The organism is Streptomyces sp. C36 (genome assembly GCF_040932295.1).
Classification (GTDB): Bacteria; Actinomycetota; Actinomycetes; order Streptomycetales; family Streptomycetaceae; genus Streptomyces; species Streptomyces triculaminicus.
In genome coordinates, this window is record NZ_JBFQGI010000007.1 from 40,683 (window position 1) to 62,105 (window position 21,423).

Consider the following 21,423-nt stretch of genomic DNA (forward strand, 5'->3'; position numbering starts at 1 on the left):
ACCCGGACGGGCTGAAAGATCAGCCCGTCCGGCGCTTGGGTACATCTTCAACGATTCAGGTCGGCGGGCCCAAACGCGTCCGGCAGCAGCTCGGCCAGCGGGCGGATGCCCGAGACCGTGTCCACCTCCAGCTCCGGGCCGCCGTGCTCCCACAGCAGCTGCCGGCAGCGGCCGCACGGCATCAGGATGTTGCCGTGGCGGTCGCAGCAGGTGAAGTGCGTCAGACGGCCGCCGCCGGTGGCGATCAGCTCGGAGACCATGCCGCACTCGGCGCACAGGGCGACGCCGTAGGCGGCGTTCTCCACGTTGCAGCCGCTCACGGTGCGTCCGTCGTCCACGAGGGCCGCGGAGCCCACGGGGAAGCCCGAGTACGGGGCGTAGGCCCGGGACATGGCGTCCCGGGCCTGCGCACGGAGGTCTTCCCAGTTCACGGAAGAGCTCACTACTTGCCCTGACCCTTCCGGTAGGGCTGACCGTCGGCCTTCGGCGGCCGCAGGCGCTGCGCCGAGAGCGACAGCACCAGCAGGGTCGCGACGTACGGGGTGGCGTCGACGAACTCCAGCGGCACGGTGGTGGTGAGCAGGTACCAGGCGGCGAGCGCCGCGACGACGATCGCGCTGACGATCGCCTGCTTGCTCTTGCCCTTCTTCAGCTGCCACACCACGAGGCCGATCAGCAGCACGGCGACGAGCAGCAGCAGCGCGTGGACGGTCGGGCCGCCCGAGCGCAGCTGGAGGCTGTCCATGAAGCCGAACAGGCCGGCGCCCATCGCGACGCCGCCCGGACGCCAGTTACCGAAGATCATCGTGGCGAGACCGATGTAGCCGCGGCCACCCGTCTGACCGTCGGAGTACATGTGCGTGCCGATGGCCAGGAACGCGCCGCCGAGGCCCGCGAGGGCGCCGGAGACGACCACGGCCGCGTACTTGTACGTGTAGACGTTGACGCCGAGGGACTCGGCCGCCACCGGGCTCTCGCCGCAGGACCGCAGGCGCAGGCCGAAGGCCGAGCGCCACAGCACGAAGAACGTGCCGACGAACAGCAGCGCCGCGACGATGGTCAGCCAGGACACGTCGGAGACGAGGCCGTTGAGGATGCCGGCGATGTCGGAGACGAAGAACCAGTGGTGCTTCTCGATCGATTGCAGCCAGTCGGACAGGCCGGGGACCGAGAAGTGGCCCATGTTCTCCATGACGGGCGACTGCTTGTCGTTGCCGCCCGCCTGCTGCGCCGCGCTGCCCTCGGCGCCGAACCACATCTTGGCCAGGTACTGGGTGAAGCCCAGCGCCAGGATGTTGATCGCCACACCGGAGATGATGTGGTCGACGTTGAAGGTGACGGTGGCGATGGCGTGCACGACGCCGCCGATGGCGCCGCCGATCACACCGGCCAGGGCGGCCGCCCACGGGCCGTGCTGCCAGCCGATCCAGCCGGCACAGAACGTGCCGAGCATCATCATGCCCTCGAGGCCGATGTTGACGATGCCCGCCCGCTCGGCCCACAGGCCGCCGAGGCCGGCGAGGCCGATCGGCACGGCGGCGCCGAGGGCGCCGCTCCACTGGCCGGAGGAGGTCAGGTCCTCGGCGCTGGTGATGACCCGCAGGGCGGACAGCAGCAGCAGCGCGCCCGCGATCATCAGCAGGACGACGGGGTAGGAGAGCTTGCGCCTCCCACCGGCCGACTTGTTCTTGCCGCTCAGTCGCTCGGAGAGCGCGGCGGTGAAGGTGGTGCTCACGCGGAAACCTCCGCCTTGTCGCTCTTACGGGCCTGGGCGGCGAGCTCCTCGCCGACCTTGCGCTGCTGGACCTTGAGTCCGTACCGGCGCACGATCTCGTAGGCGATGACGACGCACAGGACGATGACGCCCTGGATCACGCCGACGATCTCCTGGGCGTAGCCCTCGAACTCGAGCTGGGTGCCGGTGCGCTCCAGGAAGCCCCAGAGCAGGGCCGCGAGGGCCATGCCGATGGGGTTGTTGCGGCCGAGCAGCGCGATGGCGATGCCTGTGAAGCCGATACCGACGGGGAAGTCGGTGCCGTAGTTGTACGACACGCCGAGCAGGGTCGGCATGCCGACGAGGCCGGCCATGGCGCCGGAGAGCAGCATGGCGGTGATCACCATGCGCTTGACGCTGACGCCGCTGGCCTGGGCCGCGGACTCGGAGCGGCCCACGGTGCGCAGGTCGAAGCCGAAGCGGGTGCGGTTGAGCACGAACCAGTAGGCGACGCCCGCGAGGGCCGCGATCACGACGAAGCCGTAGATGGGCTTGGGCTGGGTCGGGATCTCGAAGAACTGCGCGGAGTCGGGCAGGTAGGGCGTGTGGATCAGGTTGCCCTCCTTCTCCGCGAGCCGCCCGTCCTGCAGGAAGTAACCGATGATCGAGGCGCCGATGGCGTTCAGCATGATCGTGCTGATGACCTCGTTGACACCGCGCGTGGTCTTCAGCAGACCGGCGATGCCCGCCCAGATCGCGCCGACGATCATCGCGACGATGATGATCACCGGGATCTGGATGATGCCCGGCAGCGTCAGCGCGCCACCGACGACGGCGGCGAAGAAGGCCGCGATGCGGTACTGGCCGTCGACGCCGATGTTGAACAGGTTCATCCGGAAGCCGATGGCCACGGCCAGCGCGGACAGGTAGTACGGCGTCGCCTTGTTGATGATCCAGACCTGGCTGTCGGCCTTGGAGCCGAAGTCGATCATGACCTCATAGGCGTGGAACGGATCCTGGCCGGTGGCGGCGATGATGATCGAGGTGATGGCCAGCGCGGCCACGATCGCCAGAACCGGGGCGGCCAGACCCAGGATCAGCTTGTCCTTGTCGAACTTCTTCACTTCGCGTCACCGCCTTCCTTCTTCTCGGACTTCTTGTCGGACTTCTTCTCGTCGGCCTTGTCGGCCTCGGGCTCGGCCTCGGCCTTGTCGGCCTTGGGCTCGTCGCCCTTCTCCGGCTTCTCCGCCGTCTCCGGCTTCTCGGCCTCGGGCTTGTCGGCCTCGGGCTTGTCGGCCTCGGGCTTGTCGGCCTCGGGCTTCTCCGCCGGCTCCGCCGGATCGGCGTCCTTGCCGTCCTCGCCGTCCTCCTGGTGCTCCAGGTGGCCGGACGCGGCGCCGGTCATGGCCGAGCCCAGCTCCTCCGGAGTGATCGTGGCCGGGTCGGCGTCGGCGACCAGACGGCCGCGGAACATCACCCGCAGGGTGTCGGAGAGGCCGATCAGCTCGTCCAGGTCCGCGGAGATCAGCAGCACGGCCAGGCCCTCGCGGCGCGCCTCGCGGATCTGGTCCCAGATCTGCGCCTGCGCGCCGACGTCCACGCCCCGGGTGGGGTGCGCGGCGATCAGCAGCTTGGGCAGGTGGCTCATCTCACGGCCGACGATCAGCTTCTGCTGGTTGCCGCCGGAGAGCGAGGCCGCGGTGACCTCGATGCCGGGGGTGCGCACGTCGTACTCGCGCACGATCCGCTCGGTGTCGGCGCGGGCGGCCTTGATGTCGATGAGGCCGCGCTTGCTGTTGGGCTTCTCGGTGACGTGACCGAGGATGCGGTTCTCCCACAGCGGGGCCTCGAGCAGCAGGCCGTGGCGGTGACGGTCCTCGGGGATGTACCCGATGCCGTCCTCGCGGCGCTTGCGCGTGGGCGCCTTGGTGATGTCGGCGCCGTCGAGGGTGACGACACCGCCGTCCGGCGTGCGCATGCCCATGATGGCCTCGACGAGCTCGGCCTGGCCGTTGCCCTCCACGCCCGCGAGGCCGAGGACCTCGCCCTTGTGGATGGTGAAGGAGATGCCGTCGAGCACCGCGCGGACGACGCCGTCGGAGTCGGTGGCCGACAGGTGCAGGCCGTCGACGGTGAGCATCGGCACGTCGGTGACCGTGGACTCACGGGTCTCCGGCGACGGCAGCTCCTCGCCGACCATCAGCTCGGCGAGCTGCTTGGGCGTGGTCTCGCTGGGCACCGCGGTGCCGACGGTGGTGCCCCGGCGGATGACGGTGATGTCGTCCGCGACGGAGAGCACCTCGCCGAGCTTGTGCGAGATGAAGATGACCGTGAGGCCCTCGGACTTGAGCTCGCGCAGGTTGTCGAAGAGCGCGTCGACCTCCTGCGGCACCAGGACGGCGGTCGGCTCGTCGAGGATCAGCGTGCGGGCACCCCGGTAGAGGACCTTGAGGATCTCCACGCGCTGGCGGTCGGCGACGCCGAGGTCCTCGACGAGGACGTCGGGGCGCACGCCCAGGCCGTAGGCGTCGGAGATCTCCTTGATCTTCGCGCGGGCCTTGCCGCCGATGCCGTGCAGCTTCTCGGCGCCGAGGACGACGTTCTCGAGGACGGTGAGGTTGTCGGCGAGCATGAAGTGCTGGTGCACCATGCCGATGCCGCGCGAGATGGCGTCCGCGGGCGTGTGCAGGGTGACCTGCTCGCCGTCCAGGGTGATCGTGCCCTCGTCCGGCTTCTGCATGCCGTAGAGGATCTTCATCAGGGTCGACTTGCCGGCGCCGTTCTCGCCACAGAGGGCGTGGACGGTGCCGCGGCGGACCGTGAGGTGGATGTCGTGGTTGGCCACGACACCGGGGAACCGCTTGGTGATACCCGCGAGTTCCACCGCTGGGGCGGTACTGCTGGGCTCTTTGGTGGACGCTTTGATGGCGCACTCTCCTCGGAGAAAGGGAGCGGGAGCCGGATTGGGCCGTGCGGGGTAACGGAGAGGTCCGGCTGGGCGGAGGCGACGCTACACGCGTCAATGAAGTGCTACGCGCGTAGCGTTGGCGCGTATGTACGGGCCCGGCGGCGAGGATCGCTCCTCGCCGCCGGGCCCGCAGTCCTTACGGGCCGGTCAGCACCGGCCTGTGATCACGGGGTGGTGCGGACCTTGACCTGGCCGTCCGCGATCTTCTTCTTCGCGGCCTCGACCTTGTCCTTGATGTCGTCGATGAAGCCACCGGAGGTGGCCAGCGACACGCCGCCGTCCTTGAGCAGGTACGGGTGCGGGCCCGTCAGCGGCTTACCGTCCTTGACGCTCTTGATGAGGTCGAAGACCGCCACGTCCACGTTCTTCACCACGGAGGTGAGGATCGAGGCCTTGTACTTGTCCAGACCCGGCTGCTGGTACTGGTCGGAGTCGACGCCGATCGCCCAGGCGCCCTTCTGACCGGCGATGGCCTCGATCGAGCCGTTGCCGGAGAGGCCGGCCGCGGTGTAGATCACGTCGACGCCCGAGTCGAGCATGCCCTTGGCCTTCTCCTTGGCGGCCGCCGGGTCGTTGAAGCCCTTGTCGTTGTTCGGGTACAGGTACTGCGAGGTGATCTCGACCTTGGAGTCGGTGTCCTTCGCGCCCTGCTCGAAGCCGGCCTGGAACTTCTGGATCAGCGCGTTGTTCACGCCACCGATGAAGCCGACCTTGTGGTTCTTGGACTTCAGCGCGGCGGCGACACCGGCGAGGTAGGAGCCCTCGTGCTCACCGAAGGTGATGCTGTCGATGTTCTTGCCCGGGGCAACCGAGTCCACGACCGCGAAGCTGGTCTTCGGGAAGTCCTTGGCGACCTTCTCGATCGACTTGGAGTAGTTGAAGCCCACGCCGATGACGGGGTTGTAACCGGCCTCGGCGAGGGAGGACAGACGCTGCTCGCGGTCCGCCTCGGTCTCGCCGTTCTTGGCGGTCATCATCTTGGACTTGACGCCCAGCTCCTTCTCCGCCTTGTCCACGCCACGGGCGGCGGACTCGTTGAAGGAGTGGTCGTCACGGCCACCGACGTCGAACGCCAGGCCGACGCCCTTGGCCTTGGAGTCGCTGGACTCGGTGGAGGACTCACCGCAGGCGGTGAGAGTGAATGCGAGAGCCGCGGTGCTGATGCCCGCGACAGCGATGGTGGATACCCGGCGCACGAGGGGCCCCTTCACTCGAAGCGCCTCCATTGGCGCTGGTTCGCGGGAATCGTAACGCGCGTAGATGCAGATAAAAGGGGTGCCTGCAAGCCGTTATCGATTCGTCGTTAACCAGACTTGACCGGATTGCCTACATACGGTTGCCATCCAGCATCGCGGCGGCCGTGAACAGCTCCACTCCGACCTCGATCGCCTTCTCATCCACGTCGAAATCTCCGCAATGCAGATCACGCAGGGTCGAATCGCCCACAGGGCGCACACCGAGCCGTGCCATGGCCCCGGGAACCCGCTCGAGGTACCAGGAGAAGTCCTCGCCGCCGAGGCTCTGCTCGGTGTCCTCCACGGCGTACCGGCCCCGGCGGGCGGTCATGGCGTTCCGCAGCAGTCCGGCGGCCTCGGCGTCGTTCACCACGGGCGGGACGCCACGGGTGTAGTTGATCTCCGACTTGGCACGGTGCAGGCCGGCGACCTCGTCGACGGCGGCGTGCACCAGGTCGGGCGCCTCCCGCCAGGTGCGCAGGTCAAGGCAGCGGACGGTGCCTGCGAGCTCGGCGTGCTGCGGGATGACGTTGCAGGCGTGCCCGGTCACCAGCCGCCCCCAGGTGACGGAGAGACCCGAACGGGCGTCGGCCCTTCGGGCGAGCACGGCGGGCACGTCGGTGGCCACCCGGGCGGCGGCGGTCACCAGGTCGGTGGTCAGGTGGGGGCGGGCGGTGTGGCCGCCGGCGCCGGCCAGGGTGACCTCGAGGCGGTCGCAGGCGGAGGTGATCGCTCCGGTGCGCAGCCCGATCCGGCCGACCTCCACCTTGGGGTCGCAGTGCACGGCCAGGATCCGGTCCACACCGTCCAGCACGCCGCACTCGATGGCGTCGAGGGCGCCGCCGGGCAGTACCTCCTCGGCGGGCTGGAAGATCAGCCGCACCGGGTGGGGCAACAGGCCTTTTTCGGCCAGGTCCGCGAGGACCAGGCCCGCGCCCAGGACGACGGTGGTGTGGACGTCGTGACCGCAGGCGTGAGCCATCTTGGGGACCGTCGAGCGGTAGGAGACGGTCTTGGTGTCCGGGATCGGCAGCGCGTCGATGTCCGCGCGCAGGGCGAGCACGGGGCGGCCGGCGGTGGCGTACGAGGCGCCGTCGCGCCCGATGTCGCAGACGAGCCCCGTGCCACCGGTGAGGGTGCGCGGTCTGAGCCCTGCCTTCTCGAGCCTCGCCCGGAGCGCCGCGGTGGTACGGAACTCGCGCTTTCCCAGCTCGGGATGCATGTGCAAGTCCCGGCGGAACGCGATGAGTTCCTCGCGCAGCCCGGAGGGAAGCACACCGGGCAGTTCGCCACGGGCGGTTTCGGAGTCGCTTTCGCAGGGCATCAGATGGTTCACCCTGCGAAGGGTAGAGCCCCGAATGGGGCAACTGTCCCTCAATCAAGAAAAGTTCAGCCGCATGGATGGGTCCACCGAGGGGTATGACCCGTATTTACGGCCTACGTCGTAGACGCGGATGCGTAGGGCAACCGACGCACATCGCGCGCGCTGCCGGTCACTCCGGACAGGAAGTCCTCAGCACGGGGCGAGGCGTGTTCGGTGAGCCAGGCGGGGTCGATGTCGCACACCGCGACGCTCACGCCCGTGCCCGCCAGGGCCAGCGGGAGGGTGTGCACGACGGTGGACGGGAAGCTCACGACGGTGCGGCCGATGGGGCCGCGGCGCGCGATCAGCTCCAGCGGCAGTTCGGGGCGTACGACCTGAAGGCCCAGGCCGGAGGCTATCCGGCGCAGCTTGTCGGGGGACTCGCGGCGGTGCGCGAAGTAGCGGGTGGCGCCGTGGGCGCGGGCCAGGGCGGCCACGGCCTCCAGGTAGCGCTCGGGGTCCACGACGCCGGTCTCGACGAGGGAGGTGCCCACGAGGTCGGTGCCGCGGGTGAGCCGGGGCGGGCCGTAGGTGGCCCTGGTCCAGGCGAAGTCGTTGGCCGTGACGGTCACTCCGGGTGGCGGTTCCACCGGCATGGAGGTGAAGACCTCCACCGAACGGCGGTTGTTCGGAGTCAGCTTCCGGCGCGCCGAAGCAGACACCGGCGCGAGAAGCAGCTCGCGCGCCCCCCATCCGCCGGCCCCCCGGCGCCGGTGCCAGCGCACGAGGCGTTCGCCCCGCGCCAGTTGGGAGACGAACTCCATCGTGGCGGTGCCGTCGTCCACCACGACCAGCTCCCGGGCCCGGGCGAGGGTCAGCAGCAGCTGGACGTACCGCGAGAACGGATCCCCGATGACCACCCGGCGGGCCCGGCGCAGCGGTCCGGCGAGCGCGCCGACCGTGGCGAACGGCGCCCCCGGCCCGCCCCGGGCCTCCTCCCAGCGCACCCGGTGGCCCTGGTCCCGTGCCAGCTCGGCCATCCGGCGCAGCTGGCCGCGGGTCGTGGGGTCGTGCGGGGCGAGGACGACGACGAGGAGATCGCCGGCCAGGGGGGTGATGTCCCGCCGCCCGGGCTGGCGCGGCACGCCGTCGCGCAGCGGGGGCGCCTCGCCGGGAGGGCCGCCGGACTGCGGGGCGTAGCGGCCCGCGCGGTACGCCCACTCGAGGACGTTCAGCAGCTGTACGGGGCTTTCGACGAAGGCGAGCGTGGGGGCGTCGTCGCCCCCGGCGCGCCGGGGGCCCCTGAGGCGGCGGGCGGGGCCGCGGGATGCGGCCGCCGCCTCGGGGGCCGGGCCGGACGCCGGCCCCTCGGGCGTGGTCACCGGGCGCCCGTCAGACCGCTACGGGTTCGCGGTCGCCCGCCTCGGCGACGACGCCGGGCACCCGGCGCAGCTTGCGCATCGGGCCCAGCTCGCTTTCGTAGACCCGCTTGACGCCGTCGCCCAGCGACTCCTCGACCACGCGGATGTCGCGGACGAGCCGCTGCAGCCCGCCGGGTTCGACGGAGGCGGCCTGGTCGGAGCCCCACATCGCCCGGTCGAGGGTGATGTGCCGCTCGACGAAGGAGGCGCCGAGGGCGACGGCGGCGAGGGTGGTCTGCAGGCCCGTCTCGTGGCCGGAGTAGCCGATGGGGACGTTGGGGTACTCGGCCTGCAGGGTGTTGATCACCCGCAGGTTGAGCTCGGCGGCCTTGGCCGGGTAGGTGGAGGTGGCGTGGCAGAGCACGATGTTCTCGCTGCCGAGCACCTCGACGGCGTGCCGGATCTGCTGCGGGGTGGACATGCCGGTGGAGAGGATCACCGTGCGGCCGGTGGCCCGCAGGGCGTGCAGCAGATCGTCGTCGGTGAGGGAGGCCGAGGCGACCTTGTGCGCGGGCACGTCGAACTTCTCCAGGAAGGCGACGGACTCGGTGTCCCACGGGGAGGCGAACCACGCGATGCCGATCTGGCGGCAGTAGGCGTCGATGCGGCGGTACTCCTCCTCGCCGAACTCCACCCGGTGGCGGTAGTCGATGTACGTCATACGGCCCCACGGCGTGTCGCGCTCGAGGTCCCACTGGTCGCGCGGGGTGCAGACCTCGGGGGTGCGCTTCTGGAACTTCACGGCGTCGCAGCCGGCGTCGGCGGCGGCGTCGATGAGGGCGAAGGCGTTGTCGAGGTCGCCGTTGTGGTTGATGCCGATCTCACCGGTGACGTAGACGGGGTGGCCGGGGCCGACGGGCCGGTCGCCGAGGACTCGGGTGCGGGTGCCGCTGCGCGGGGCGGAGGTCATGAGGTGGCTGTTCCTTCACGGGAGGGAGGGAGGGTGCGGGGGAAGGGGAAGAAGACGGGGAAGGGGAAGGGGAAGGGGTGTGAGGCGGGGGCCCGCGGTTTACGGGGCGGCCCTGGTGCAGGCCTCGCCGCTTTTGTCGAGGCCCCCGTCGAGGGCGGGGCCCAGCAGCCAGGAGGCGATCTCGCGGACGGCGCCGGAGCCTCCGGGCGCTGCGGTCACGGCGCGCGCGGCGGCGCGTACGGGGCCGTGCGCGCCGGCGACGGCCACGGGCCAGCCGACGAGGCCGAAGCAGGGCAGGTCGTTGACGTCGTTGCCGGCGTAGAGCACCCGCTGCGGGTCGATGCCGCGCTCGCCGCACCACTGCTTGAGCGCCGCGTCCTTGCGCTCGCTGCCGTGGACGACGGGGATGCCGAGCTTGCGGCCGCGGGCGGCGACGACGGGGTTGGTCTCGGTGGACAGGATCAGCAGTTCCAGCCCGGCCCGGCGCAGCGCGGCGACGCCGAGCCCGTCGCCGCGGTGGACGGCGACGATTTCGCGTCCGTCGGCGTCGATGAGGACGCGGTCGTCGGTCTGGGTGCCGTCGAAGTCGAGGACGACCGCGTCGACGTCCTCCAGCGTGGGCAGGGCGGCGGGGCCTCCGGCGTCGAGCAGCGGGGCGAGCGCGCGGGCGCGGTCGAGGTCGTGCGGGTCGTCGATCTCCAGGACGCGGGCGGCGTCGGTGCGTACGAGCTCGGTCCGGCCGAAGAAGCGGTGGCCGGCGGCCCGGAAGCCCTCGGCGCGCATGGCGTAGGCGGCGCCGGTCTCCAGCAGGTCCTGGGGGCGGTCCTGGCGGCGGGGGCGGTGGGCCTTGTCGTGGTTGACGCCGCGGGCCCCCGTGGCGGGGCGGTCCGACGCGGGCGCGGCGGCCCGGTCGGGGACGGCGGCGGGCCGGTCCGTGCGCCCCTCGTCCGTCTCCTCCCGCCAGACGAAGCCATGGAAGGGCGCCGCCGTCAGGGCGCTGTCCGCGCCCCCTTCGACGACGGCCGCCGCCACGCCGTCGACGTCCTCGCGGGTGAGGAAGGGGCTGGTGCACTGCACCAGCAGGACCGTGCCGACCGGGCGGCCGGTCATGGCCTCGTAGGCGTCCATGGCGTGCAGCACCGCCGCCTCGCTGGTGGCGGTGTCCCCCGCGATGGCGGCCGGGCGCCGGACGACGGCCGCGCCCGCGGTGCGGGCGGCGTCCGCGATGGCGGCGTCGTCCGTGGAGACGACGACGTCGGTGACCAGGCGGGAGGCCCGGCACTCGCGGACCGCGCGGGCGACGAGCGGCACTCCCCCGACGGCGGCGAGGTTCTTGGAGGGCACGCCCTTGGATCCGCCGCGTGCGGGGATGACGGCCAGGACGGCCGGTGGGGCGGACATCGTGTGCTCCTTGGGGTGTCGGGTGGCCGGCGGGGGCGTCACAGCTCCCCCAGTCGGCGGATGACGGGCGCCACGCGCTGCACCCCGTGGCGGTAGGCGCCGCGCGCCGCGTCGCGCAGGGCTTCGCGCGTGGCGCGGCGCAGCGCGCTCTCCTGCCGTCCGGGCGCGGCGCGCCCCGGCAGGGGGCGCCCCTGGGGGTCGAAGCCGTAGCGGGCGAGGACGGCGGGGAGGTAGCCGGGGGCGGTGCGGGGGGTGTAGTAGGGGGCGAGCGGGGGCAGGGCGGGGCGGGCGGCGAGGTCGGCGACGCGCTCGCGGGCGGCGTCGAAGGCGTGCGCGTACGAGCCGTCGGGCGCGACGCCCTGCCGGGCCGTCCAGCCGGTGTCGGGCTCGGGCAGGCGGCCGGCGTCGAGCTCGTCCCAGGAGACGAGGCAGCCGGAGCCGAGGAAGTGGTGGTTGCCGAGCGGTTCGCGGACGCCGAGGTCGGTGAGGACGGCGGTGGGGATCGCGCGGTGGAGGGATTCCAGGGCGGCCGTGGAGCTGACCGTCACCAGCAGGTCGGTGGCGTCGAGGACCTCGCCCATGTGCCCGTAGACCAGGCGGCAGTTGGCGGGCAGTCCGCCGGGGAGGCGGGCGGCGAGCTTCTGGTAGGGGTGTTCCTCGATGTGGGTGGTGTGCTCGCCGGGCTTGCTGCGCAGCTTGATCAGCACCTGCCTCTCGGGGTGCAGGCGGGCGTGGCGGGCGGCGCGTTCGAGCAGGTAGGTCCGGTCGGCGCGGCCGTCGGGAACGGACGGCTGGGCGGCGAAGACCACGGTGTACGGGCGGCCTTGGGACGGCCCGGCGTACGGCTCGCCGCCGAGGAACGGCAGCGCGCACTCGATGACGCTGTGCGCGGGGGCGCCCGCTCCGGCGTACACGGCGCGGAAGCGCTCCGCGTCGTGGCGGGAGTTGGCGAGGACGACGTCCGCGCCGTGCCGCAGCAGCAGGCCGTCGGCGAGCTTCTCGTAGACGACGCCGACGTAGCCGGTGACGACGACCGGGCGGGCGGGGGCCGGGCCCCAGGCGTGGGCGAGGCCGTGCAGCAGGGCGTGGACGGCGCCCCCGACGCAGGAGAGCACGAGAACGTCGTACCGGTCCCGGCCGGCGGCGGCCGTGAACTCCGCTCCGGTGACCTCGCGCAGCGCGTCCGCGCGGACGCCGACCTCGGCGAGCTGGCGGACGGTGGGCGTCGCGCGGCCGCGCAGCAGGAAGCCGTCGAGCCGGCCGCCGGGGGCGATCCGGTGCGCGGTGAGCGCCCCCCATTTCCACCGGGTGTCGGAGTCCGCGAGCACCGCGATCCGGGGCGGGGAATCGGTACGTGAGTGCACGTCGCCGACGATAGAAATCCATTCCGTTTCGTTGCCCAACGGGGCTTCAACAGCCGGTAAACAGCACACCGACGATCGGCGAATCGGTTGACGGAACGGGGTGGTTCACAAATCCGCCGCGCTTCGTTCACCTGCGCTTGCGCTCGGCGTCGACACGAATGCCGGGGCGGCACATAGCGTCACGCGCGTGGTCAAGCTCTCCGTCGTCGTGCCGTTCTACAACGTGCAGACATATGCCCCCGACACCCTGAGAAGTCTGCGTGCGAACGCGCGTGAGGACTTCGAATTCCTTCTCGTCGACGATTGTTCGACGGACGGCACGCCGGGGGTGCTGGAGCGCGCCGCGCGGGACCTGCCGGGAGCCGTGCTCCTGCGCCACGAGACGAACGGAGGGCTGGCCACCGCCCGCAACACCGGGCTCGACGCGGCGCGCGGGCGCTACGTCACCTTCCTCGACGGCGACGACTGGCTGGCGCCCGGCCACTACGAGCGGCTGCTGCGGGTCGCCGAGGACCTGGAGGTCGACTTCGTCCGGACCGACCACGTGCAGTGCACCGGCCGGAACCGGACCGTCCACCGGGTGCCCGTCGGCCGCCGCGGGGTCGCCCTCCACCCGCGCGAGTGGATACTGCCCGCCGGCCGCTCCACCTCCGTCGACTACCCCTATGCCTGGGCGGGCCTCTACCACCGGCGGCTGCTCGACGCGGGCCTGCTGCACTTCGTGCCCGGCCTGCGCACCGCCGAGGACCGGCCCTGGATCTGGCGGCTGCACCGCGAGGCACGGTCCTTCGCGGTCAGCGGACTGCTCGGGGTGTTCTACCGGCGCGGGGTCGCCACATCACTCACCCAGATCGGTGACGTACGGCAGCTGGATTTCATTCGCGCGTTCGACACCGTATTGGCGGAAACGGCTCGCGACCCGGAGGCGGAAAAGCTCCTCCCGAAGGCCGTTCGTACGTACTGTGCGATTATTTCGCACCATCTCGGATCGATCGAACGATTCGAACCGGCCGTCGCCGGAAAACTGCGTTCGATGAGCGTGGCCGCCATGAAACGCATGCCTCCCGAACTCCTCCGGGACGCCCTCGATTCCATGGACGAGGACCGTGCCGCCCGCCTGCGCCGGCTGCGCCGCCGGGCGGCCGTGATCCCGGCGCCGCGGCCCGCGGCCGCCGGCCCGGAGGTGGCCGCCTGATGCCCGCGCCCGCCCGCACCCAGCTCCTCATGGCCTCGACGCTCTACGGCGCCGCCACCCTCGCCGCGGCCCTCGACGCCGGGCTCCTCCCCGCCGCCGACCGCCGGCTGCTGATCGTGGCCAACACCGCCGCCGTTCCCGAGACCACCCCCGCCTTCGACGAGGCCCCCGGCTTCGAACGGCTGCGCACCCGCTTCGACGGGGTGCTGTCCTGGAACGAGACCATCAGCCCCTTCCACCCCGCCGGCTGGTCCCCGCGCCCGGACGACGCGCCCCTGTGGGAGCGGCACCTGCGGCTGCTGTGGGGGCTCGGCACCGACGACGTGGAGATCGTCCTGGAATCCCTCCAGGTCAACCCCGCCCTCGCCCTCGCCCAGCTGTTCCCCGACGCGCCCCTGGACGTCTACGCCGACGGCCTGATGAGCTACGGCCCCACACGCAGCAGGCTCGACCCGCTCATCGGCACCCGCGTGCGCCGCCTGCTCCACGTGGACCTGGTGCCGGGCCTGAAGCCCCTGCTGCTCACGGAGTTCGGGGTCGAACCGGAGATCGTGCCGAACGAGGTCTTCACCAAGGTCCTCGCCGAACTCTCGGACGCGACCGCCGCCGGCCTGCCCGACGCCCCCGAGGGCGCCGCCCTGCTCCTGGGCCAGTACCTCTCGGCGCTGGACATCCTCACCCCCGAGGAGGAGGAACGGCTGTACATGAGCATGCTGCGCGGGGCCGTCGCCCGAGGCCACCGGACGCTGCTCTTCAAGCCGCACCCCTCGGCCCCCGCCCGCTGGTCACGGCTGCTGGAGGAGGAGGCGGACCGGCTCGGCGCGGACCTGACCCTCCTGGAGACGCCCGTCCTGGCCGAGGTGGTCTGCCACCGGCTGCGGCCCGCCCTGGTCGTCGCCTGCTTCTCCACCGCGCTGTTCACCGCTCGCGCCTTCTACGGCCTGCCCGTCGCCCGCGCGGGCACGGACCTGCTGCTCGAGCGCCTCGCCCCGTACGAGAACAGCAACCGCGTCCCCGTGACCATCGTGGACGCGCTGCTGCCCGGCCTCGAGGACGACGGCGGCCGGGAGGACGACGACGGCCGGGGCGACAGCGGCGGCCGGGAGCCCGACGGCCCCGAGCGGCTCCAGGCCCTGCTGGCCGCCGTCGGCTACGCGATGCAGCCCCGCATCCACCCGGGCCTGCGCCCCGCCGCCGAGCGCTACCTCTCCGCGCACCTGGACGCCCGTACCCGGCGCTACTTCAAGCGCCGCCGCCTGACCTCGCTCGCGCTGCCCGGCGCGGTCCCCTCCCAGCTCGCCTTCCTGCCGCGCCACCCCGCCGTCCGCACGGTGGCCCGCCGGGCGCGGGCGGTGCGCAGGCGGCTGCTGAAGCGGAAGAAGACGGCGGGTTCCGCATGAGGACCGTCCAGGCCCGGCGCGTGGTGCGGCCCCTTACAGCCCTACAGCCCTTATAGCCCTGCAGCCCTCATGGGCCTACAGCCCTCATGGGCCTTATAGAAATGGCGACTTCCGCATGACGACGGTCCAGGCCCCGAGCACCGTACGGCCCCCGGAACAACGAAGCGCCGGCAAGGCGGCGGCCGGGCGGAAGGACTCCGGTGGGCGGCTGTACGCCCTGGACGGCCTGCGGCTGGTCGCCGCGCTGATGGTGGCGCTCTACCACTACGGCGGCCGGGACGGCGACGTCAGCCGGGCGTGGGGGGCCTCGCCGCGTCATGAGTTCCCGCACCTGTCGACGGCCTTCGCCTACGGCTGTCTCGGGGTGCAGATCTTCTTCGTCATCAGCGGCTTCGTGATCTGCATGAGCGGCTGGGGCCGCCCGCTGCGCTCGTTCTTCGCCTCCCGGGCCGCCCGTCTCTACCCCGCCTACTGGGCCGCGATCGTCCTGGTCACCCTGGTCTTCGCGCTGCCGTGGGTGCCGTACACGCCGGTGCCGGCGAGCGACGTGCTGGTCAACCTCACCATGCTGCAGCAGCCGGCCGGGGCCGACCGGGTGCTCGGGGTGTGCTGGACGCTGTGGGCGGAGGTGCGTTTCTACGCGCTGTTCGCGCTGTTCGTGGTGCTGCCGGGGGCGACGCGTCGGCGGGTAGTGCTGTTCTGCGCGGTGTGGACGCTGATGACGGTCGTCACGACGGCGTCCCATGTGGAGTTCCTGCGCGTGGTGTTCATGCCGGAGCACTCCATGTTCTTCATCGGCGGCATCGGCCTGTACCTGGTCCACCGCTTCGGCCATGACGCCGTGGCCTGGGGCATCGTGGCCGTGAGCTTCCTGCTGGGCCAGCACTACGCGGTGGCGGGGCTGTGGCACCCGCCGAACCCGCACTACTTCTCGTACCGCTCGCCCTACGTCATCATCGCCGTCCTCGCCCTGGGCTACGCGGCCGTGGCGGCGGTGGCCCTGGGCGGCACGCGGTGGGCGCGGTGGCGGTGGCTGCCGTTCGCGGGGGCGCTGACGTACCCCTTCTACCTGGTGCACGAGCACCTGGGCTGGGTGGTGATCGGCGGGCTGCACCGGGGCCTGGGGCTGCCGTCGTACGTGACGTTCGGGCTGACGCTGCTGGTGATGCTGGTGCTGGCGTGGGTGCTGCACCGGTGGGTGGAGCGCCGGCTGACGCCTGTGCTGCGCGGGGCGATCGACCCGCGCGGCACGGGCGTCAGCCGCCGGCCGCGGGCTTGAGCAGCGTGGCCTCGATCCCGGCGATGACGGCCCGCAGGCCGTCCTCGAAGCCGCGGTCAAGGTTCGCGAAGAACTCGTACCCCGCCTCGGTGGCGAGCGGGTACCCCTCCATCGTCAGGGTGCGGTCCTCCAGGTCGTAGGCGGGGTCGCGCTCGCCGCCGGGCACGGGATAGACGGACTGCTCCTCGATCACGTAGCCCATCGTGTAGGTGTTGGCGGTGAACATGGCCCGGGCGGCGGCACGCGGCGCGAACCCGGCGTCCACCAGCACGCGCATCATGCCCTCGACCGAGCCCGCGTGGCCGCTGTCGGTGAAGCGCGTGCCCCCGAAGACCTTCCCGCCGTCGCGGTAGCCGAGCAGGAAGCGGCGCAGCCCGCGCATGGTCCCGGCCAGGAAGGCCTGCCACGAGCCGCGGTCGATCGCGGCGATGGGGCCCTCCATGCGGCGGAACATCTCCGTCGCCATCTCGTCGAGCAGCGCCTGTTTGTTCTCGAAGTGCCAGTAAAGGGCCGGAGCCTGGACGTTGAGCTCCTTGGCGATCCTGCGCAGGGTCAGGCCTTCGAGGCCCACCTCGTTCAGCAGGCGGAGCGCGGTGTCGGCCACTTGGGCGCGATCGATTCGAGGTGCCACCTTGACAGCTTAACAACGTTCAGTTCAGGCTGGGCACTGCAACGGACTTAACAACGTTAAGGGGGGACCGTCCATGTCCATGGACACCGACATCCTGATCGCGGGCGCCGGACCGACCGGCCTCGTCCTCGCCATCGACCTCGCCCGGCGCGGCATACCCCACCGCGTCGTCGAGCGCTCCGAGCGGGGCTTCCCCGGCTCGCGCGGCACCGGCATCCAGCCGCGCACGCTGGAGCTCTTCGACGACCTGGGCGTCATCGACGCGATCATGGCCGGCAGCGGGCCCGTGCCGACCGTGCAGACGTGGGAGGGCGCCGAGCGCTCCGAGAAGTGGAACCTCACCGAATCGGCCGACGTCTCGCCCGCCATCCCCTACCCCGCGGCCCGGATGCTGCCCCAGTGGCGCACGGTGGAGATCCTCTACGCCCGCCTCGAGGAGCTGGGCGGCCGAGTGGACTTCAGCACCGAACTCACCGGCTTCACCCAGGACCCGGACGGCGTCACCGGCACCCTGCGCCACGCCGACGGCACGGAGGAGACCGTACGGGCGAAGTGGCTCGTCGCCGCCGACGGCGGCCGCAGCGAGGTCCGCCAGGCGCTCGGCATCCCCTTCACCGGCGAGCAGGTCGACTCCCGCCCGGTCCTGATCGCCGACGTCCTCCTCGAGGGACCGGACCGCGAGCGGATCGACGGCGGCCACTGGCACATGTGGCAGAAGGAGGAGCGGGGCTTCGTCGCCCTGCGCCCGCTCGAGCAGGTGGAGACCGTCCAGGTCATCGCCGGCTTCGCGGACGACGGCAAGGACATCGACCTGGACACCGAAGCCACGCCCGAGGCCCTCGGCCGCCTCGTCGCCGAACGCACCCGCCTCGACCTGACGATCAGCGAGGTGCGCTGGGCCTCCGCCTACCGGGCCCGCATGGCGATGGCCGAGCGCTTCCGCTCCGGCCGGGTGTTCCTCGCCGGGGACGCCGCGCACGTCCACTCCCCGGCCGGCGGCCAGGGCCTCAACACCAGCGTCCAGGACGCGTACAACCTGGGCTGGAAGCTGGAGGCCGTACTGCGGCGGGGCGCCCCCGAAGCGCTGATCGACTCCTACGACACCGAACGCACCCGCATCGCCGCCGACGTGCTGGGCCTGAGCACCCGCGTCCACCGGGCCGACGTGGGGAACGGCGGCGGCCGCTGGCGGCGCGGCAAGGAGACCCACCAGCTCACCCTCGGCTACCGCGAGGGCCCCCTGACCCGCGAGCTGCGGCGGGACGTCCCCGAGGACGCCCTGCGCGCCGGGGACCGCGCCCCGGACGCGCCCTGCCAGGACGCTTCGGGGGCGTCGGTGCGGCTGTTCGACGTGTTCCGGGGGCCGCACTTCACGCTGCTGGACCTGACCGGCGGGGCCGACGGCGAGCCGTCGGCGCCGGAACTGCCCGACTGGGTGCGTACGTTCCGCCCGCAGGACCCGGAGGGGCACGCCAAGGCGGCGTACGGGTCGGGGCTGTTCCTGGTGAGGCCGGACGGCTACGTGGGGCTGGCGACGGACGACGTGCGGGATGTGGAGGCGTACGTGGGGTTGGTGGCGGGCTGACGGCAGGGACGGGGTGACGCCGGAGGCCGGGCGGAAGCGTGGTGACGCTCCCGCCCGGCCTGTCCGTCGGGGGTCGTTGCTGTGACGCTCCCGCCCGGCCTGCCTGCCTGTCCGCGGTCGTTGCTGTGCCTACATGGCCGTCGCTACAACACCACGGACAGCAGGAGCACGAACACGATCCCCACCACCGAGATCACCGTCTCCATCAGCGACCACGTCTTGAGCGTCTGCCCGACGCTCATCCCGAAGTACTCCTTCACCATCCAGAAGCCCGCGTCGTTGACGTGCGAGAAGAACAGCGAGCCCGCTCCGACCGCCAGCACCAGCAGCGCCGAGTGGGTCGTGCTCATGTCGGCGGCGAGCGGGGCGACGAGTCCCGCGGCCGAGATCGTGGCGACCGTCGCCGACCCGGTGGCCAGCCGGATGCCGACCGCGATCAGCCAGGCGAGCAGCAGCGCGGAGACGGACCAGTCCTTGGAGACGTCGAGGATCATCCGTCCCACGCCGACGTCGATGAGCGTCTGCTTGAAGCCGCCGCCCGCGCCGACGATCAGCAGGATGCCCGCGATCGGTACGAGCGACTTCTCCACCGTCCCGGCCAGCCGGTCCCGCCCGAAGCCGGCGGCGCGGCCGAGCGTGAAGAGCCCGACGAGCACGGCCGCGAGCAGGGCGATCAGCGGCGAGCCGACGACGTCCGCGACGCGCTGCACGGGGTGCTTCGGATCGTCGACCACGATGTCGACGAGCGCCTTGACCAGCATCAGCACCACCGGGAGCAGCACCGTGCCCACGGTGACCGCGAAGCCGGGCCGTCGCTCGAGCTCTTCGGAGGGCCGCTGCGGAATCATCTTCTCCGGCGGTGCGATGTCCACCCAGCGGGCCGCGAGGCGCGAGAACACCGGCCCGGCGATGACGGCGGTCGGCACGGCGACGAGCACACCCAGGGCCAGGGTGACGCCGAGGTTCGCGCCGATGGCGTCGATGGCGGCCAGCGGGCCGGGGTGCGGCGGCACCAGACCGTGCATCACGGACAGTCCGGCCAGCGCCGGGACGCCGATGCGCATGAGCGAGTGCCCGCCCCGCTTGGCGACGAGCAGCACCACGGGGATCAGCAGCACGATCCCGACCTCGAAGAACAGCGGCAGGCCGATGACGCCCGCGATCAGCACGATCGCCCACGGCATCGAGCGCGTGCCCGCCCGGGCCAGGATCGTGTCGACGATCTGGTCGGCGCCCCCGGAGTCGGCCAGGAGCTTGCCGAGTATGGAGCCGAGGGCGATGAGCACGCCCACGCCCGCGACGGTGGAGCCGAGCCCGGCCGTGAAGCTGGCGATGACCTTGTCGATGGGCGCGCCCGCGACGGCTCCCAGGACGAGCGTGCCGATGGTCAGGGAGAGGAAGGCGTGCAGTTTGAGGCGGGTGATGAGGAGGACGATGACGGCGATGCCGACGAGGACGGCGATGCCGAGCTGTGCGTGACCCGCCGAAGTGATCGGTGCGGTGGGTGCTGCCGCGGCCAGCATCTCGACGCTGAGAGTGCTCACGGGCTTCCTTGGGAGAGGGGGGATTCCGGTGTGTTGTCCGGTGTCTGTGGTCAGAGCCGCCGCAGCGCGGCGACGGCCCGTTCGGCGATGACGGCGGCCTCGGGCGTGACGTCGACGGCGACGCCCGCCTCGTCGTCCTCGAGCGGCTCGAGGGTGGCGAACTGCGAAGCGAGCAGCCGGGCGCTCATGAAGTGGCCCTGGCGGGCGGCCATCCGGGCGGCGATCAGTTCCCGGTCGCCGGTGAGGTGGAGGAAGACGATTCCGGGCGCGGCGGCCCGTAGCCGGTCGCGGTACGCGCGCTTGAGCGCCGAGCAGCTGACCACGCCGCCCGACCCGGCCCGGCCCCGGGCCCACGCGCCGACGGCGTCGAGCCAGGGGGCGCGGTCGTCGTCGTCCAGCGGGACGCTGGCCGACATCTTGGCGATGTTGGCGGCCGGGTGGAAGTCGTCGCCCTCGGCGTACGGGACGCCGAGCGCCGCCGCCACCAGCGGCCCGACCGTGGTCTTGCCCGTACCGGCGGTACCCATGACCACGACGAGGTGGGGGGTGGTGGCGGTCATGCGTTCCTCGCTGTCTCCGTCGACATCGGCGTCCGGGCTCACTGAAGCTCATTGGGTATGACGTATTCAAGAGCTCGTAACTAAAACGTCATACTTATTTGCCGCCGCCTACCGGCCCGTAGGCTGACCCCATGGACAAGCGGGCACAGGAGGGACCGGGGGAACCGGGAGGCCAGGGCGGTCAGACCGTTCAGGGTGCTCAGGGCGGTCAGGGAGGCAGCGGCCTGCACGCGCGCGTGCTGGAAGCCCTGGGCCCGGCCATCACGGCGGGCGACTACCCCCCGGGCAGCGTGCTGCGCACGGACGAGATGGAGGAGCGGTTCGAGGTCTCGCGCAGCGTCGTCCGCGAGGTGATCCGCGTCCTGGAGTCCATGCACCTGGTCGCCTCCCGGCGCCGCGTCGGCGTGACCGTCCTCCCGGCCGAGGAGTGGAACGTCTACGACCCGCGCGTCATCCGCTGGCGCCTGGCCGGCCCCGACCGCCCCCGCCAGCTGCGCTCGCTGACCGTGCTGCGCTCGGCGATCGAACCGGTGGCCGCGGGCCTCGCCGCCCGCCTGGCCACCCCCGCGCAGTGCGCCGAACTGACCGAGCACGCCCTGGGCATGGTCGCCACCTCGCGCGGCCAGCAGCTCGAGCGCTACCTCGTCCACGACATCGCCTTCCACCGCGTGATCCTGCGCGCCTCCGGCAACGAGATGTTCGCCCGCCTCGGCGACGTCGTCGCCGAGGTCCTCACGGGCCGCACCCACCACCAGGTGATGTTCACCGACCCCGACCCGGCCGCGGTGACCCTGCACGTACGGGTCGCGGAGGCGGTACGGGAACGGGACGCGGAACGGGCCGAGGCCCTGACGCGGGAGATCGCGACGGGAGCGATGGCGGAGCTGGACGTACTGGCCCCGTAGCCGCCGCC

The 21,423-nt window shown here is 71.9% G+C and carries 17 protein-coding genes and 1 pseudogene; 5 read left to right on the forward strand and 13 right to left on the reverse strand.

Annotation, left to right across the window (positions count from 1 at the left end):
- Window positions 1-47: 47 nt before the first annotated feature.
- From AB4K12_RS21465 to AB4K12_RS21510, 10 genes and pseudogenes are all read right to left on the reverse strand, one after another.
- On the reverse strand, window positions 48-431 hold the full coding sequence (locus AB4K12_RS21465; protein WP_278251586.1) for a cytidine deaminase: 384 nt from the start codon (window positions 429-431) through the stop codon (window positions 48-50).
- Between the two features lie 11 nt (window positions 432-442).
- The gene (locus tag AB4K12_RS21470) at window positions 443-1,735 is read right to left on the reverse strand and encodes an ABC transporter permease (protein WP_368435740.1); all 1,293 of its coding nucleotides are present in this window, start codon (window positions 1,733-1,735) and stop codon (window positions 443-445) included.
- Window positions 1,732-2,838, reverse strand: coding sequence for an ABC transporter permease (locus tag AB4K12_RS21475; protein ID WP_086572622.1), 1,107 nt, complete (start codon window positions 2,836-2,838; stop codon window positions 1,732-1,734). Before AB4K12_RS21475 ends, AB4K12_RS21470 begins: the two co-directional genes overlap by 4 nt.
- A 248-nt stretch (window positions 2,839-3,086) precedes the next feature.
- Window positions 3,087-4,598, reverse strand: a pseudogene (locus AB4K12_RS21480) (ABC transporter ATP-binding protein); the annotation flags it as partial.
- A gap of 248 nt (window positions 4,599-4,846) precedes the next feature.
- The gene (locus AB4K12_RS21485) at window positions 4,847-5,878 is read right to left on the reverse strand and encodes a BMP family ABC transporter substrate-binding protein (protein ID WP_362252872.1); all 1,032 of its coding nucleotides are present in this window, start codon (window positions 5,876-5,878) and stop codon (window positions 4,847-4,849) included.
- 130 nt (window positions 5,879-6,008) lie between these two features.
- Window positions 6,009-7,241, reverse strand: a complete 1,233-nt coding sequence (locus AB4K12_RS21490) for an amidohydrolase (protein WP_368436077.1) — start codon at window positions 7,239-7,241, stop codon at window positions 6,009-6,011.
- A 113-nt stretch (window positions 7,242-7,354) separates the two neighbouring features.
- The gene (locus tag AB4K12_RS21495) at window positions 7,355-8,602 is read right to left on the reverse strand and encodes a hypothetical protein (RefSeq protein WP_368435741.1); all 1,248 of its coding nucleotides are present in this window, start codon (window positions 8,600-8,602) and stop codon (window positions 7,355-7,357) included.
- A gap of 10 nt (window positions 8,603-8,612) precedes the next feature.
- A complete protein-coding gene (locus AB4K12_RS21500) occupies window positions 8,613-9,551 on the reverse strand; it encodes an N-acetylneuraminate synthase family protein (protein ID WP_368435742.1) in 939 nt (312 codons plus the stop codon).
- Window positions 9,552-9,650: 99 nt separating this feature from the next.
- On the reverse strand, window positions 9,651-10,952 hold the full coding sequence (locus AB4K12_RS21505; protein ID WP_368435743.1) for an NTP transferase domain-containing protein: 1,302 nt from the start codon (window positions 10,950-10,952) through the stop codon (window positions 9,651-9,653).
- A 38-nt stretch (window positions 10,953-10,990) separates the two neighbouring features.
- Entirely contained in the window at window positions 10,991-12,280 is a 1,290-nt protein-coding gene (locus tag AB4K12_RS21510; protein ID WP_368436078.1) for a DUF6716 putative glycosyltransferase, read from the reverse strand.
- Between the two features lie 223 nt (window positions 12,281-12,503).
- On the opposite strand from AB4K12_RS21510, the gene AB4K12_RS21515 reads away from it, so the two are divergent.
- From AB4K12_RS21515 to AB4K12_RS21525, 3 genes are all read left to right on the forward strand, one after another.
- Window positions 12,504-13,511 (forward strand): glycosyltransferase family 2 protein, encoded by a 1,008-nt coding sequence (locus tag AB4K12_RS21515; RefSeq protein WP_368435744.1) that lies wholly within the window; start codon window positions 12,504-12,506, stop codon window positions 13,509-13,511.
- Window positions 13,511-14,911, forward strand: coding sequence for a polysialyltransferase family glycosyltransferase (locus AB4K12_RS21520; RefSeq protein WP_368435745.1), 1,401 nt, complete (start codon window positions 13,511-13,513; stop codon window positions 14,909-14,911). Before AB4K12_RS21515 ends, AB4K12_RS21520 begins: the two co-directional genes overlap by 1 nt.
- Before the next feature lie 115 nt (window positions 14,912-15,026).
- Window positions 15,027-16,190, forward strand: coding sequence for an acyltransferase family protein (locus AB4K12_RS21525; RefSeq protein ID WP_368435746.1), 1,164 nt, complete (start codon window positions 15,027-15,029; stop codon window positions 16,188-16,190).
- Here AB4K12_RS21525 and AB4K12_RS21530 read toward each other — a convergent pair.
- A complete protein-coding gene (locus AB4K12_RS21530) occupies window positions 16,168-16,821 on the reverse strand; it encodes a TetR/AcrR family transcriptional regulator C-terminal domain-containing protein (protein WP_368435747.1) in 654 nt (217 codons plus the stop codon). The two genes, AB4K12_RS21525 and AB4K12_RS21530, sit on opposite strands and share 23 nt — an antisense overlap.
- Before the next feature lie 73 nt (window positions 16,822-16,894).
- Between AB4K12_RS21530 and AB4K12_RS21535 the strand changes: the two genes are divergently transcribed.
- A complete protein-coding gene (locus tag AB4K12_RS21535) occupies window positions 16,895-18,406 on the forward strand; it encodes an FAD-dependent monooxygenase (RefSeq protein ID WP_368435748.1) in 1,512 nt (503 codons plus the stop codon).
- A 143-nt stretch (window positions 18,407-18,549) separates the two neighbouring features.
- On the opposite strand, the gene AB4K12_RS21540 is transcribed toward AB4K12_RS21535, so the two are convergent.
- A complete protein-coding gene (locus tag AB4K12_RS21540) occupies window positions 18,550-19,950 on the reverse strand; it encodes a gluconate:H+ symporter (RefSeq protein ID WP_362252897.1) in 1,401 nt (466 codons plus the stop codon).
- 50 nt (window positions 19,951-20,000) lie between these two features.
- Entirely contained in the window at window positions 20,001-20,510 is a 510-nt protein-coding gene (locus AB4K12_RS21545) for a gluconokinase (protein WP_368436079.1), read from the reverse strand.
- A 131-nt stretch (window positions 20,511-20,641) separates the two neighbouring features.
- On the opposite strand from AB4K12_RS21545, the gene AB4K12_RS21550 reads away from it, so the two are divergent.
- Window positions 20,642-21,415, forward strand: coding sequence for a FadR/GntR family transcriptional regulator (locus AB4K12_RS21550; protein WP_368435749.1), 774 nt, complete (start codon window positions 20,642-20,644; stop codon window positions 21,413-21,415).
- Window positions 21,416-21,423: the final 8 nt, after the last annotated feature.

Coding starts and splice junctions, on each gene's coding strand:
- AB4K12_RS21545 (WP_368436079.1), bottom strand. CDS start 20,510: ATGACCGCCACCACCCCCCACCTCGTCGTGGTCATGGGTACCGCCGGT.
- AB4K12_RS21525 (WP_368435746.1), top strand. CDS start 15,027: ATGACGACGGTCCAGGCCCCGAGCACCGTACGGCCCCCGGAACAACGA.
- AB4K12_RS21500 (WP_368435742.1), bottom strand. CDS start 9,551: ATGACCTCCGCCCCGCGCAGCGGCACCCGCACCCGAGTCCTCGGCGAC.
- AB4K12_RS21550 (WP_368435749.1), top strand. CDS start 20,642: ATGGACAAGCGGGCACAGGAGGGACCGGGGGAACCGGGAGGCCAGGGC.
- AB4K12_RS21505 (WP_368435743.1), bottom strand. CDS start 10,952: ATGTCCGCCCCACCGGCCGTCCTGGCCGTCATCCCCGCACGCGGCGGA.
- AB4K12_RS21520 (WP_368435745.1), top strand. CDS start 13,511: ATGCCCGCGCCCGCCCGCACCCAGCTCCTCATGGCCTCGACGCTCTAC.
- AB4K12_RS21490 (WP_368436077.1), bottom strand. CDS start 7,241: ATGCCCTGCGAAAGCGACTCCGAAACCGCCCGTGGCGAACTGCCCGGT.
- AB4K12_RS21535 (WP_368435748.1), top strand. CDS start 16,895: ATGTCCATGGACACCGACATCCTGATCGCGGGCGCCGGACCGACCGGC.